Annotated in this window: 14 protein-coding genes and 1 pseudogene; 3 read left to right on the plus strand and 12 right to left on the minus strand. The window is 43.9% G+C overall.

The genetic code is table 11. From position 1 onward, the window contains the following. Positions 1–132: 132 nt before the first annotated feature. Entirely contained in the window at positions 133–1,353 is a 1,221-nt protein-coding gene (locus V7728_RS00550) for an NAD(P)/FAD-dependent oxidoreductase (RefSeq protein ID WP_012118337.1), read from the minus strand. 311 nt (positions 1,354–1,664) lie between these two features. Here V7728_RS00550 and yumC point away from each other — a divergent pair, with 311 nt between their 5' ends. After that, complete coding sequence (yumC, locus tag V7728_RS00555; protein WP_003151984.1) at positions 1,665–2,660, plus strand: ferredoxin--NADP reductase 2; 996 nt, start codon at positions 1,665–1,667, stop codon at positions 2,658–2,660. A 40-nt stretch (positions 2,661–2,700) separates the two neighbouring features. On the opposite strand, the gene V7728_RS00560 is transcribed toward yumC, so the two are convergent. Beyond that, positions 2,701–2,844 carry a hypothetical protein gene (locus V7728_RS00560; RefSeq protein WP_189318602.1) on the minus strand — a complete coding sequence of 48 codons (144 nt, stop codon included), beginning with the start codon at positions 2,842–2,844 and terminating at the stop codon, positions 2,701–2,703. A gap of 216 nt (positions 2,845–3,060) precedes the next feature. On the opposite strand from V7728_RS00560, the gene guaC reads away from it, so the two are divergent. Further along, positions 3,061–4,041: a GMP reductase gene (gene guaC, locus V7728_RS00565; protein WP_015240502.1), complete on the plus strand. Its 981-nt coding sequence runs from the start codon at positions 3,061–3,063 to the stop codon at positions 4,039–4,041. Between the two features lie 60 nt (positions 4,042–4,101). Here the strand turns inward: guaC and V7728_RS00570 are convergent, their stop codons facing one another. From V7728_RS00570 to V7728_RS00600, 7 genes and pseudogenes are all read right to left on the minus strand, one after another. Next, positions 4,102–4,323 carry a DUF5970 family protein gene (locus tag V7728_RS00570; protein ID WP_003151978.1) on the minus strand — a complete coding sequence of 74 codons (222 nt, stop codon included), beginning with the start codon at positions 4,321–4,323 and terminating at the stop codon, positions 4,102–4,104. Positions 4,324–4,339: 16 nt separating this feature from the next. Next, the gene (locus V7728_RS00575) at positions 4,340–4,867 is read right to left on the minus strand and encodes a stage II sporulation protein M (RefSeq protein ID WP_025285208.1); all 528 of its coding nucleotides are present in this window, start codon (positions 4,865–4,867) and stop codon (positions 4,340–4,342) included. Beyond that, positions 4,864–5,568 (minus strand): ABC transporter ATP-binding protein, encoded by a 705-nt coding sequence (locus tag V7728_RS00580; RefSeq protein WP_015240505.1) that lies wholly within the window; start codon positions 5,566–5,568, stop codon positions 4,864–4,866. The genes V7728_RS00575 and V7728_RS00580 overlap by 4 nt, the downstream gene beginning before the upstream one ends. Further along, positions 5,561–7,216 carry a hypothetical protein gene (locus tag V7728_RS00585; protein ID WP_060561895.1) on the minus strand — a complete coding sequence of 552 codons (1,656 nt, stop codon included), beginning with the start codon at positions 7,214–7,216 and terminating at the stop codon, positions 5,561–5,563. Before V7728_RS00585 ends, V7728_RS00580 begins: the two co-directional genes overlap by 8 nt. An 82-nt stretch (positions 7,217–7,298) precedes the next feature. Continuing rightward, positions 7,299–7,634 carry an uberolysin/carnocyclin family circular bacteriocin gene (locus tag V7728_RS00590; protein ID WP_003151973.1) on the minus strand — a complete coding sequence of 112 codons (336 nt, stop codon included), beginning with the start codon at positions 7,632–7,634 and terminating at the stop codon, positions 7,299–7,301. Positions 7,635–7,701: 67 nt separating this feature from the next. Further along, positions 7,702–8,274 carry a hypothetical protein gene (locus V7728_RS00595; RefSeq protein WP_099567058.1) on the minus strand — a complete coding sequence of 191 codons (573 nt, stop codon included), beginning with the start codon at positions 8,272–8,274 and terminating at the stop codon, positions 7,702–7,704. A gap of 258 nt (positions 8,275–8,532) precedes the next feature. Next, a pseudogene (locus tag V7728_RS00600) lies at positions 8,533–9,072 on the minus strand (GNAT family N-acetyltransferase). Between the two features lie 376 nt (positions 9,073–9,448). Here V7728_RS00600 and V7728_RS00605 point away from each other — a divergent pair. After that, the gene (locus tag V7728_RS00605; RefSeq protein WP_099567059.1) at positions 9,449–10,210 is read left to right on the plus strand and encodes an SDR family oxidoreductase; all 762 of its coding nucleotides are present in this window, start codon (positions 9,449–9,451) and stop codon (positions 10,208–10,210) included. Positions 10,211–10,351: 141 nt separating this feature from the next. Here the strand turns inward: V7728_RS00605 and V7728_RS00610 are convergent, their stop codons facing one another. The 3 genes from V7728_RS00610 to V7728_RS00620 form a co-directional block, all read right to left on the minus strand. Next, positions 10,352–10,714: a HesB/IscA family protein gene (locus V7728_RS00610; protein ID WP_003151967.1), complete on the minus strand. Its 363-nt coding sequence runs from the start codon at positions 10,712–10,714 to the stop codon at positions 10,352–10,354. A gap of 78 nt (positions 10,715–10,792) precedes the next feature. Further along, on the minus strand, positions 10,793–11,647 hold the full coding sequence (gene dapF, locus V7728_RS00615) for a diaminopimelate epimerase (RefSeq protein ID WP_099567060.1): 855 nt from the start codon (positions 11,645–11,647) through the stop codon (positions 10,793–10,795). 123 nt (positions 11,648–11,770) lie between these two features. After that, the gene (locus tag V7728_RS00620; protein WP_012118346.1) at positions 11,771–12,988 is read right to left on the minus strand and encodes a NupC/NupG family nucleoside CNT transporter; all 1,218 of its coding nucleotides are present in this window, start codon (positions 12,986–12,988) and stop codon (positions 11,771–11,773) included. Between the last annotated feature and the right edge of the window lie 104 nt (positions 12,989–13,092).

A 13,092-nucleotide genomic window follows, 5' to 3' on the forward strand; every position in this document is an offset into this window, starting at 1 on the left:
TTTACTTGTCAAGCACCAAGTCAGAATATGTAACAAAATAACTCATGTAAGCGAAAACATTTATTTTTTTCTTTTACATTCTTTTGATAGCGCTCTTTTTTAAAAGAAGAGAAAACCCGCGGCTGCGGGTTTTCAGAAGAATTTAAACTTCCCTTTTTTCAGCGTCAGGCCCAGCCCGCCGATCATAAAGAGCGAGCGGTTGTCAATGACCTTTTTCATAAAGGACGCCGGCGTGCCTTTGAGCTTCCTGCCGTATACGACTCCGACAGCGTTATGCTCACCGAGGGAGGCAACGGTTCCTTTAATGTCAGGCTTGAACTCTTCAAGCTGGCCTCCTTTAATCAAACCGCCCAGATTTTTGGCGACCGTTTCTCCTTGCTGCATCGCGATCTGAGCAGTCGGCGGGTACGGCCGTTCCGTCTCTTCATTGATAAAGAGCGAGCTGTCGCCGAGTATAAAAACGTCATCATGTCCCGGCGCCCGAAGATCAGGGTTGACCTTGACACGGCCGCGCATATTTTCAAAACCCGCTTCCTCCACGATCGGATGCCCGCGCACGCCCGCCGCCCAGACAACGGTCTGCGATTTGATTTCTTCCGGCTCTTCATCTTTCTTGCCGACTGTGACACCGTCTGCGCGGCATTCTTGAACCGCGGTGCCGATTTTAAATTCAACGCCTTTGCTCTCAAGGTATTGAACGGCGTAATCGACAAGCTCCGGATCAAATCCCGGCAAAACCGTCGGGGCGGCCTCGACACAGACGATCCGGACGAGACTTTCATCTATATCATAATATCTGCATAACTCCGGCTTGCGGTTCGCAAGCTCACCGAGAAATTCAATTCCCGTAAAGCCCGCTCCGCCGACAACGATGGTTAAGCGGTCAGGGCGTTTTTCGGCCTCCGTATTGTATGTCGCAAATTGGAGCTCAATATGGTCTTTCAGCTGGCGCGACGTATTAATATTCGCGATCGGAAAAGCGAATTCTTTTAAGCCTTTAATCCCGAATGTTTCAGGGACGGCGCCAAGCCCGATGACAAGATAATCATAAGGGATGTCCCCTTGTGAAAGCGTCACCTTTTTATTTTGCACATCTATCGCTTTTACGGTATCCTGCACAAATTTGACCCGTGATTCATTGATTACATCTTTTATTTGATATCTGCAGCGGTCATGATGCAGCGTTCCTGCGCTCGCTTCATGCATCCATGTCGTTTCATAATGATAATTGTGTTTATTGACCAAAGTAATGTCAGCGTCATTTGCCCCGATATGCTTCGGAAGCCTTGTTACTGTCATTAATCCACCATAACCTGCACCTAAAACCACGATTTTGGGTTTATTCAATGCCATCACATCCACCTTCTTTTTTTTGCTGTTAGACGCATAATCAAATCAACATTTGTATTAGCTTCAGCCTATTGGCGGGATTTTATGAAATGAAATATAAAATTTTTTAGAAAACCGCACATGTCTGCATATCACCATACTATCCGGAAGAATCAGAAAACATTCAGGAAAAAACAGATTGGAATTTGTCCCCATATTAGCGGCGGCCGCAATTTTTTTCAAGAATGAAGCGGCCTGGCGGTTTTCGGCACTCGTCATCCTTTTAAATTGTATGTTATAATTAATAACAATTTTCAATTAGGAGGCAATTTGGTATGCAAGAGGATTCAAAGGTTTATGATATTACGGTCATCGGCGGCGGCCCGGTCGGCCTGTTTACCGCTTTTTACGGGGGAATGAGACAGGCGAGCGTCAAAATCATCGAGAGCCTGCCTCAGCTTGGCGGCCAGCTCAGCGCGCTGTATCCTGAAAAATATATTTATGATGTAGCCGGATTTCCGAAAATCCGCGCCCAAGAACTTGTGAACAACTTAAAAGAGCAAATGGCAAAGTTCGATCAGACCATCTGCTTAGAGCAGGCCGTTGAATCTGTTGAAAAACAGGCGGACGGTGTGTTTAAGCTTGTCACGAATTCAGAAACGCATTATTCAAAAACGGTTATTATCACCGCGGGAAACGGCGCATTTAAGCCGAGAAAGCTTGAACTGGAATCAGCGGAACAATATGAGGGCAAAAACCTGCATTACTTCATTGACGACCTCAATCAATTCGCAGGCAGACGCGTTGCCGTTCTGGGCGGCGGCGATTCCGCGGTTGACTGGGCGCTCATGCTTGAGCCGATCGCGAAAGAAGTCAGCATCATCCACCGCCGTGATAAATTCCGCGCGCATGAGCACAGTGTCGAAAACCTGCATAATTCTAAAGTCAACGTGCTGACACCGTTTGTTCCCGCTGAACTTGTCGGTGAAGATCGGATCGAACAGCTCGTTCTCGAAGAAGTGAAAGGCGACCGTAAAGAAATCATCGAAATTGATGACCTGATCGTAAACTACGGCTTTGTTTCTTCTCTCGGCCCGATTAAAAACTGGGGACTTGACATCGAGAAAAATTCCATCGTCGTCAAAAGCACGATGGAAACGAATATTGAAGGCTTCTTTGCCGCCGGAGATATCTGCACATATGAAGGCAAAGTCAAGCTGATCGCCAGCGGTTTCGGCGAAGCTCCGACAGCCGTGAACAACGCGAAGGCTTACATGGACCCGAAAGCGCGCGTCCAGCCTCTGCATTCTACAAGCATGTTTGAAAAATAATATAAAAAAGAGTCTGTGTCATACCGGCACAGACTCTTTTTTATTTAAACATCCAAATATAATTCATGACGGTTCCGACAACGAGCGCAATGACAAGCGCCGACACGACCCAAATCGTGCCTAAAATAATCCGGTCCTGAATTTTCTGGGCATTCGGGCTGTGCCCGGGCTGTTTTTGTTCCACACCGGCCCCTCCCTTCTTTGCAAATCTATCTATCGTAACAAATGTCTTACCACACCCAATACTACTATGATAACCAAACTGCAAATGGATGACAAGCTGACCGCATATGAGGCAGCATGAAATCATTTGACATTCCTGACAAAACAAAGTACATTATAAAAAGACGAACATTTTAATTTTATTTAATTCTATTATTCGCTTTTAGGGGTGTTATATATGGAAAATGTATTTGATTACGAAGATATTCAGCTGATTCCTGCAAAATGCATTGTGGACAGCCGATCTGAATGTGATACATCAGTTACATTGGGCGGACACACGTTTAAACTTCCGGTCGTGCCGGCCAACATGCAGACGATTATAGATGAAAACATCGCGGCCTGGCTCGCGGAAAACGGGTATTTTTATATCATGCACCGCTTCGAGCCGGAAAAACGCCTGGCTTTTGTCCGGGATATGAAAGTGCGCGGACTGATTTCTTCCATCAGTGTCGGCGTGAAGGAAAATGATTATGAATTCATCCGGGAGCTGAAAGCACAGGAGCTTGTGCCGGATTATATTACCATTGATATCGCGCACGGCCATTCCAATGCCGTGATCAGCATGATTCAATTTATTAAAGAACATGTCCCGGAAAGCTTTGTCATCGCAGGGAATGTCGGGACGCCTGAAGCCGTAAGGGAGCTGGAACGCGCGGGCGCTGACGCGACAAAAGTGGGAATCGGCCCCGGGAAAGTCTGCATCACCAAAATTAAAACCGGCTTCGGAACCGGCGGATGGCAATTAGCCGCGCTTCGCTGGTGCGCGAAAGCGGCGAGCAAACCGATCATTGCTGACGGCGGCATCCGCACGCACGGCGATATTGCGAAATCCATCCGATTCGGCGCATCCATGGTCATGATCGGATCATTATTCGCCGGCCACGAAGAATCACCGGGACAAACGATCGAAATCGATGGAAAGCTGTACAAAGAATATTTCGGCTCCGCTTCTGAATTTCAAAAAGGCGAAAAGAAAAACGTCGAAGGCAAAAAAATGCATGTCGAACATAAAGGGTCTTTACAGGACACGCTGGTTGAAATGGAGCAGGATCTGCAATCTTCCATCTCTTACGCCGGCGGCAATACACTCGAAGCCATCCGCAATGTCGACTACGTGATCGTAAAAAACTCTATTTTCAACGGCGACAGATTTTAACACACAGCAGAGCCGCAAAAAATAAAAAAATGACATTCAATATGAATGTCATTTTTTTCATTAAATACCGAAATAAAGAGCCGCACTGGCCAACAGATTAATCACAAAAATAAACAAAAAGATGTAACGAATGAATTTATTTTGCACCGGAGCAAATATAAAGAGATATAGTCCTGCCACCCCAAAAGTAAGAACAGGAAACAGCCACTCAAAGGATAAAGAAATGATATAACCGATAATCATAACAATCGGCACACCGATTAATGATAATTTACTTCTCATATGATTTCTGCCCCTTTTACTTAAAAATTGGTGTGATGTAAGCTTCAATAATGGCAGCGGCGATCAGCAGACAAATAATTATGAGCACCAATATTCCAATATGCCTGAACATTGAAGCCATTATCTTTTTTTCCTTAGAAAAACACAGCCTGATGACCAATTCAACGCCCTTAAAACCAATGGCGCCACTTAATAATAACGCGGGAACTTCAAATATACCATGAGGAATTAGCAGTAAAAAAATCTGATAAAAAGGAACCCCGCTATGCAGATTTTCTATAATAGAGCCGCTTAAAATAAACCCGTTGGTGAATAAATAAAAGATTGAGGTCAACCCAAAGGTAAAAAAACCCGCGGCTAAAAACAGACAAGCGATTGCATTGTTTTTCAGCAGTTCAACCGCGCCTGACGAGCCGTTGTAAGACGCGGTTGAAACAAAGTGATCGGAAAAAAACGCAGCGATCACACCGCCTGAAAAAAACAGCAATGACGCGGTTAACGGAATGACGGACGTCCTGATTGCCGGCAACATGCGGTTCATCATGTATAGATACTCTCAGCCAATTCTTCAATCTCTTCTAATGAATGCTCGGATGACTGATACTCCGCCGCAAAAACGCCTTCATGTATAATACCGATCGTATCACACAGCGAATGCGCCAGCTCCAACAGGTGGGTCGATAACAGGACCGTATGTCCCTGCTTGACGTACTCCTTTAATAACGTCCGTATCGTTTTACCGCTGATTAAATCAATGCCCGTCAGCGGTTCGTCAAGAATTAATATCTTTGGCTGATGAATGAGCGCGGCCGCAATTGATAATTTTTGTTTCATTCCATGTGAATATGTTTTAATCAGCTGATTTCCGTCTTGAGCAAGCTTCAGCGTCTCTAACATATTCTTTATATACTCATTTGTCCGCTGAGACGGTACTTCAAACATCTCCGCTGTAAAACGCAGGTATTCGACTCCCGTTAAGTAATCATATAAAAAGGCATGGTCGGGCACAAAACCGATATCAGCCGATATTTGCCCCCCCTCTTCTGAATCCAGTTCCTTACCGTCAATCATGACGCTGCCTGAAGTCGGTTTAAGCAGGCCCGAAATGATTTTCAAAGTCGTTGTTTTCCCGACTCCATTAGTCCCCAGCAAAGCATAAATTGAGCCTTTTTTTACCTCAAACGAAATATCTTTCAATACCTGTTTTTCACTATAGTTTTTTTGTATATTCACTAATTTAATCATTGTTCGCAAACCTTTCCGCCATATTGATTCTGCGAAGAAACAGAAACATGACTCCATAGTTTAATAGTGTGAACAGGACAAAAATACCTGATGCAGAATGAATAAGCATCGTTTCAAGTTCCGGCTTTTTATAGATAAAATACGACGTGATCGCAGCGATTTGAAGCGACACAATGAAAATGAAAGATCCGTATAAGTTGTTATACGTCTTTGCTTTCCCCGCTTCTCCAATTTCGTACATATGCTCCCAGTTTTTCTTAGGATACAGGGCGGTGCTTGAAATCTGGACAAGACTGTATAAAAAACCCGAACATAAAAACACAATAAACAAGTAAATCGTCAGCGCAGCGGAAGACGGAAAAAACACCGTAATCAAAATGGTGATGATGAACGAATAGATAAGAGCGGCGAGATTATAAATACATACTTTCGGAAACACCAGCTGCCACGCATGTTTGATATTTCGGTGAAACAGATGCTGATTTTTTATTTCTCCGTCAACTGATAATACTGTTTTGAGCGCATCTCCGACGAGCTGATACGAAAAGTTCGCAATGATAACCGCCGCAGACACGATGGCGGCTGCCGAATACCCGATAAAATGATGCGATAGAAGCGGAATACAAAAACCTAAAAACAGCATGAACAAATACAGCATACTGCCGAAGTTCCTGATAAAAAACCCGTCAATTCTCGATAAAAACAGCAGATCCTTTTGAAAAACGGCATGAAATATTTTGTTATTTCTATATAATTTCAGCTTTGGCGCAAATTCTGCGTTTGTCAAAAACATATAAGGAATAAGGTCCATTTTCTTCAGCGTGGCCGACCACAGTTTAAACATCCCCGCCGTTAAAAGGACGGCGGCCGCAAACGCCGCAGCGAAAACGAGCACGGAATGTGAGCGGAATGCTAACCATACATACGGCGTATTCATGAGGATGTTCCGGAAAGCCGGTGACTCCGTAAAGCTTGAAATATCCTTTGCGGTATACTCCCCAAACACGAGAAGATAAACGGCATACCCGACTGCAAGCGGAACCAGCAGGCTGACGCTGAATAAAATGCCTTTCATGATTTTCAAGTAAAACAATTTGCTCCACATATTTGTAAGAAGATAAACAACATAAGAAAACAGCATAGATAAAAATAAATTGAGAAGAAAATAAACGAAGCCCAAGAAAAATACGATGACCGCCGCAGACCCGGTCATGCCTGCGCTTGATAAAAACAAAAAGACCGGAAAAACAAAAAGATACCATACGAAAATGGTTTTTTTGATCGCCTGGCCGGCAAAAACAGAAAACAGCTGTAAAAAACGAACCTTTTTTAATTGATGAATGACCTTGCGCGTATCCAGCAGAAAGGCATTGTGGTGTTCTTTAAAGAAGCCGGCAGCCCAAAACAGCTGCTCAAGTGAAACGGCGATTAAAACAAATTGCCCCCATGCGCTGAGGGGCAGCTGAATCAGTTTTGTCCCGAATACAACACCGCATCCCAGGAAAACGAGATATAAACATAACAGAGAAATAATAATGGCAGACAGCAGTTTGCTGTTGAGTTGAGGAATGCCCCAATCTTCCTTTCTTTTTCGAAACGATGACAGGGTATTATATTTGATAAGAGCCGCAATTTGTTTGACTATCATACTTTCAATCCTTACATATGTATTTGGGAGAGAGGCTCTTTTTGCAGCTTGTACAAAAAGAGCAATTATTTATTGATCGATTTTACCAAGCAGCTGCGTATTTTTTGCCGTATTTCTTAATCATTGTTTTTGCTGTTGCAACGATTGCATAAGAAATCGCGCCTGCGCCTGTAACGATACCGATAAGAGAAATGATAGAAGCAATTGTTGATGCCGCATCAATAATATCAATTGCTTTTTTAGCTGCTGCTGTAGAGATGCCGAGAGTAGAAGCTAATTCAGCATTGGCTGAGAATGCATGAGCCGCCGCCACGTTTAATTCAGTTCCCGTTAATAATAGTGCATAAACCAATGTTGCTGCAGCAAGAGCCGCGCCAAACAAAATGAAAGACTTTTTATTAGATTTTACTAAGTTCATCATAACATCTCCCTACTCTGTTTTTTTAATTTATAATAAAATTCAGCTTAATTGACTCTCTCCCGAGCTAAATTTTATCCGCCATAAAATAGTTTAAGAAAATAGTAAAGAGTTTTAGTAAAACAAAACATCCAGTCAAAATGATTCTCTTGCCTTTACTGAGATCGGTCAGTTTTCCCGCAGCAGCATAAAGAGCCGCGATTGATATGAGCAGAAATGGATCCAGCAGCTGCAGACTCAAGCTGGTGCCGCCGGCAGAATATATAAGCGAGGAATCAGCCGTTAAGTAGTTAACAACTGAAAGAATCAACATTTTAAATGCCGAGATTAAAGAAGTCAGCGTATATAGAAGCAAATATATTTTTTTCGGTTTTTTTGTACCGAGAATAAAAGCGGCAACGAATAACAGAAATCCGCCTATCAGAATTTCCACAAAAGTTGTGAAGATCATAAACCCTTGCAGAAACATGACAATCGTACGAACACTTTTCTCCCCGATATCGTAGGTATTTTCTCCGACGGAAGAATAATACGACTGCAGAACTTTATCTGAAATACTGAATTGGAAGAGTAATGAACAGATCAAAATGATGAAAAAAGAACTTAAAAATATTTTTTTATTGCTCAATTGACCCATCATATTATCATCCTTTTCTTACAAAATAAATTAACTATTCTATACTTTTACAATTTAGTTTAATCCTATCAAAAAATCAATATCCTTTCGAAAAATATGACTTTAGAACGTGTTAACAAAGAGCACATCTTTCAGAGTTTTTGGTGCTATCTACCCTTTATTTTTTTTTGAATTTGCAAATAGTATGATTTAGACAATTGATTTGAAGTTTTAGGAAGAATCTGTCGAAAGAGACGCAGGATATAAAAAAGGAGCATATCGTCATGTATCCTCCGGATGTATGATCGCCAGCACCTGATGATCTTCCCATTTTCCAATTATTTTTACATTTTTTCTCGCAATGCCTTCTTTATGAAAGCCAGCTTTTTCGAGCACCCGGATTGACGCCTTATTGTGCGGCATGACTCCGGCTTCTATCCGATGCAGTTTCAGCTCGTTGAATGCATAATCGACTGCCAGCTTGACAGCCTTCGTCGCATAGCCTTTCCCGTTATATTTGCCATCTAAAAAATAACCGATAAAAGCGCTTTGGAGGGAACCCTGAACCACCTGAAAAAGGCTGATCGTGCCAATCAGGGTCTGATCCTGAAGAAAAATGCCGAAGCTGTATTCAGTATCATTTTCCGCATTCTTCAGTGATTATTCAATTCGTTTTTTCCGGCCTTCCAGCGTATAAAAATCCTCTTGTCTCGACATGGCAAACCGTTCAAAAAACATGCGGTTTTCCGTCTGCAAAACCAGTTCCTGCTCTGCATCATTCAAGCGGAGCGGCCTGATATCAACGCTGTTTCCTTCCTGCATATGCATCGCCGTCCTTTTGTTTTGATCAGAAACGTTTTTTTAATTGCCTCTCACCCATATGATACGGTACGCTTTATCGCATCAAGAAAATTCCAAGACCTTACGTTCACCTTTCCTTTCGTGACCTATGTCTGATGTGAGTAACCGAAACGGAAGCACAAGGTTCTTTTGTTGACTTAAACCGTGCTTTAAGCCGTATCATCATATTGTGACAAGGAAAGAATAGTTTTGGCGGGTTTCCCGATGATCTAAAAATCAATTTTACAGAATCACTGCTGTCTTATTTCATGCCTATTTGCGGGATGAATATATTGATTGGATTAAAGCTGAAATGTTGACAAAGAAATGTAAAAACAATCGGAAAAGAGGAGTTAATATGAAACTGACGGGAAATACAATACTGATTACAGGCGGAAATGCCGGAATAGGATTGGCTTTCGCAGAACGGTTTTTAAAAGCGGGAAATAAAGTCATCGTGACCGGACGGCGTGAGCACGCTCTTCAAAAAGCAAAGGAAACATTCCCGGATCTTATTACATATGTCAGTGATTTGAGCATTCCATCTGAACGTATATCACTGTTTGATTGGGTGAAAAAAAATTATCCGGAAGTGAATGTGTTAGTAAACAACGCGGGGATTCAACAACGTTTTCATGTGCTGAAAGCGGATGCGAAGGACAATTGGGACTATTTCAATAAAGAAATCACAACGAACATTGAAGCTCCCTTCCACCTGTCTATGCTGTTCGCTCCGTTTTTTGCCGGAAAAGAAGATGCGGCTTTCATTAACGTCTCTTCGGGATTGGCTTTTACACCGCTTGCCATTGCACCGATCTATTCAGCAACGAAAGCGGCGCTTCATTCATTTACAATGAGTCTGAGACATCAGCTTTCTGATTCATCTGTAGAAGTGATTGAAGTTGCGCCTCCGGCGGTGAATACAGATTTAGGCGGAGCAGGGCTGCATACTCAAGGAGAACCGCTGGATGAATTCGCTGATGGGATTTTTAAAGGACTGAAAGAGGGCAAACAAGAAATCGGATATGGTTCTTCAGAAGAACGGCTGCGCATGTCACGGGATAAAGCCGATGAACATACCGCTAATATGTACAATGCGATGAAACATACAATTGAATAACCTCTTTGAAAAAGGAAAACCCGCTTCTGTTGAGCGGGTTTTCCTTTTATTAAACAGATAAACGCCTTTCTTAACAATGGTGCAAACGCCACCGAAAGAAAGACGTCATATTTTTTCATCCTAAGAATGGCGGGTTGACCCTTAGCACTCTTCCGGCGTACCGGCGTTTTTGGCCGTGCGGAAAGATGAACCGCAGCCGCAGGAAGCGATGGCATTCGGGTTGTCAATGGTGAAACCGCCGCCCATCATGGACTGTTTGAAGTCAATGATCGTGCCGGTCATAATATCAAGGCTTTCGCTGTCGACCAAAACGGTGATTCCGTGCTGTTCAAACATGCTGTCTTTTTCGCCTTTTTCGTGCTCAAATCCCATTCCGTAAGACAGGCCGCTGCAGCCGCCGCCTTTTACGCCCACACGGAGAAACGCGTTTTCTTCTTCATGCTCTTTCATCATATCTTTTATATGCAAAGCCGCTGCTTCAGTGATGGTTACTGGAACACTCATAGGTAGACCTCCTTTTTTTAAAAACGGATGCTGATATCTATTATAAACCTTGAGGAGAGTATTTCTCAAACGAGCTGTTTACAAATAATAGACGCCGCTGCATACGGTTTCGGCGGGTCCCGTCATCAGTACGTGCCCGTTGTCCTGCCAATTAATCACAAGGTCGCCTCCCGCTAAATGAACGGTGATATCCCGGTTTCGTTCGGAAACACCGTTCAATACGGATGCGACAGCCGCCGCACAGGCGCCTGTTCCGCAAGCCTGTGTAATGCCGGAGCCGCGTTCCCATACGCGGAAATGAAGTTCATCGGCGCTGACGGTTTCCACAAATTCGACATTGACGCCTTCCGGAAATCTCGGGTCTTTTTCAATGACGGGACCGAGCGTTGTAAGAGGCGCTTGATTAATATCCGCAACCGGAAAAACAATATGGGGGTTTCCCATTGATACGGCTGTTCCGGAAAGCTCCGTTTCTCCAAAAACAAAGGTTTCATCGATCGTCCGTTCATCTTCATTGCCGAGCATCGGCAGCTCTTTTTTGGTGAGGCGCGGTTCGCCCATATCGACGGCGACTTCACACACAATCCCGTTGTCCTCTGTAATGTCTGCTTTCACTAGACCTGAAAGCGTCTCAATGAAAAAGGACGTTTCTTCTGTCAGCTTATGTTCGTATGCGTACTTTGCCACACAGCGAAGGCCGTTGCCGCAATTTTTCCCTTCTGAGCCGTCATTATTAAAAATCCGCATTTTGACGGGCGCTTTTTCTGACGGACAGATGAGGATCATTCCGTCAGAGCCGATGCCCGTGTGAATGCTGGACACTTTAACGGCAATCTCAGCCAGCCGTTCTTCCGGCAGCTGTTCTTCAAATTGATTTACATATATATAACTGTTTCCAAGACCGTGCATCTTGGTAAAACGGAATGAATTCATATCGGCCTCCAACTTTTTTTCTTTTACTTAGTATAAAAGCTCTTCTGCTAGGACACAATACAAATATCCCCCGTTTTTCATACATAAAAGCTCCCTGCATATGCAGGGAGCTTTTATCGTTTACTAAATAAACATGCCGGCAATTGCCGCGCTGAGAAGGTTTGCGAGTGTTCCCGCAATAACCGCTCTTAATCCGAGGCGCGCAATGTCCGAACGGCGGCTTGGGGCCAAACCGCCCAGTGTGCCGAGCATAATCGCAATCGAAGAGAAGTTGGCAAATCCGCACAGCGCAAAGCTGATAATCGTAGACGTTTTTTTAGAAAAGTCCGCAATATGCGGACCGAAGTTTGAATAAGCGACAAACTCATTCAGCACAAGTTTCTGTCCGATATAGCTTCCCGCTCCGAGCGCTTCATGCCAAGGAACGCCGATTACAAATGCGATCGGTGAAAACACGTAACCGAGAATGGATTCTAATGTAATATGTTTGAAACCGAACCAGCCGCCGATTCCGCCGAGAATTCCGTTCACTACGGCGATGAGCGCGACAAACGCAAGCAGCATGGCGCCGACATTTAGAGCAATCTGAAGGCCAGTGGACGCGCCTTTTGCCGCTGCATCAATCACATTAGCGGCGCCTTCGCCTTCTTCGTCCATATTAAAATCGCCTTTTATCGTCTGCGTTTTTTCCGTTTCAGGTATTAAAATTTTTCCGAACACGAGACCGGCGGGAGCCGCCATAAAGCTGGCCGCCAGCAAGTATTCGATCGGAATGCCTAACAGGGCGTAACCGAAAAGCGTCGAACCCGCTACAGCCGAAAGGCCGCTCGTCATAATCGTAAACAGCTCGGAACGGGTCAATCCCGCAATCAGCGGTTTAATGGCAAGCGGTGATTCAGACTGTCCGACAAAAATGTTCGCAGCCGCCGCAAGCGATTCCGTTCTGCTTGTCCCAAGAAGTTTTGACAGTCCGCCTCCGATGACGCGAAAGATGAGCTGCATGATTTTCAAGTGATACAAAACGGCAATCAGCGCTGAGAAAAAGATAATGACCGGCAGAACGCTCAGCGCAAAAGCCGGGCTGCTGCCCACTTTTAACAGCGGGCCAAAAATAAAGCTGATGCCTTCGTTCGCATAATCAATGAGAAGCTGCACACGGCTTGAGAACCATAAAAATACGGCCCGTCCGGCGTCCCACTTTAATACGATGAATCCGAAGGCCATTTGTAAACATAAACCGACAATGACGGTTCGCAGGTTAATTTTGCTTTTCTTCTCTGATAACAAAAAAGCAATGGCTAATATAGCAACTGCCCCGAGCAGCCCCCAAACGATATTCAATGAATCCACCTCTAAAATTTTATTTAAAAAAAGTCTTTATTAAGATAACAATATTTATTTTTGCTGTCTACAAATTTTTTATTTTGCCAAAACCCGGGGCGCAA

Origin of the sequence: Bacillus sp. JHAA (assembly GCF_036961585.1) — a bacterium.
Lineage (GTDB): Bacteria > Bacillota > Bacilli > Bacillales > Bacillaceae > Bacillus > Bacillus velezensis.

Bases quoted from the DNA above. Each gene is read 5' to 3' on its own strand.
- yumC (WP_003151984.1), top strand. From the start codon at position 1,665: ATGCAAGAGGATTCAAAGGTTTATGATATTACGGTCATCGGCGGCGGC.
- dapF (WP_099567060.1), bottom strand. From the start codon at position 11,647: ATGAATTCATTCCGTTTTACCAAGATGCACGGTCTTGGAAACAGTTAT.
- guaC (WP_015240502.1), top strand. From the start codon at position 3,061: ATGGAAAATGTATTTGATTACGAAGATATTCAGCTGATTCCTGCAAAA.
- V7728_RS00580 (WP_015240505.1), bottom strand. From the start codon at position 5,568: ATGATTAAATTAGTGAATATACAAAAAAACTATAGTGAAAAACAGGTA.
- V7728_RS00605 (WP_099567059.1), top strand. From the start codon at position 9,449: ATGAAACTGACGGGAAATACAATACTGATTACAGGCGGAAATGCCGGA.
- V7728_RS00585 (WP_060561895.1), bottom strand. From the start codon at position 7,216: ATGATAGTCAAACAAATTGCGGCTCTTATCAAATATAATACCCTGTCA.
- V7728_RS00570 (WP_003151978.1), bottom strand. From the start codon at position 4,323: ATGAGAAGTAAATTATCATTAATCGGTGTGCCGATTGTTATGATTATC.
- V7728_RS00550 (WP_012118337.1), bottom strand. From the start codon at position 1,353: ATGGCATTGAATAAACCCAAAATCGTGGTTTTAGGTGCAGGTTATGGT.
- V7728_RS00610 (WP_003151967.1), bottom strand. From the start codon at position 10,714: ATGAGTGTTCCAGTAACCATCACTGAAGCAGCGGCTTTGCATATAAAA.
- V7728_RS00590 (WP_003151973.1), bottom strand. From the start codon at position 7,634: ATGAACTTAGTAAAATCTAATAAAAAGTCTTTCATTTTGTTTGGCGCG.
- V7728_RS00595 (WP_099567058.1), bottom strand. From the start codon at position 8,274: ATGATGGGTCAATTGAGCAATAAAAAAATATTTTTAAGTTCTTTTTTC.
- V7728_RS00575 (WP_025285208.1), bottom strand. From the start codon at position 4,867: ATGATGAACCGCATGTTGCCGGCAATCAGGACGTCCGTCATTCCGTTA.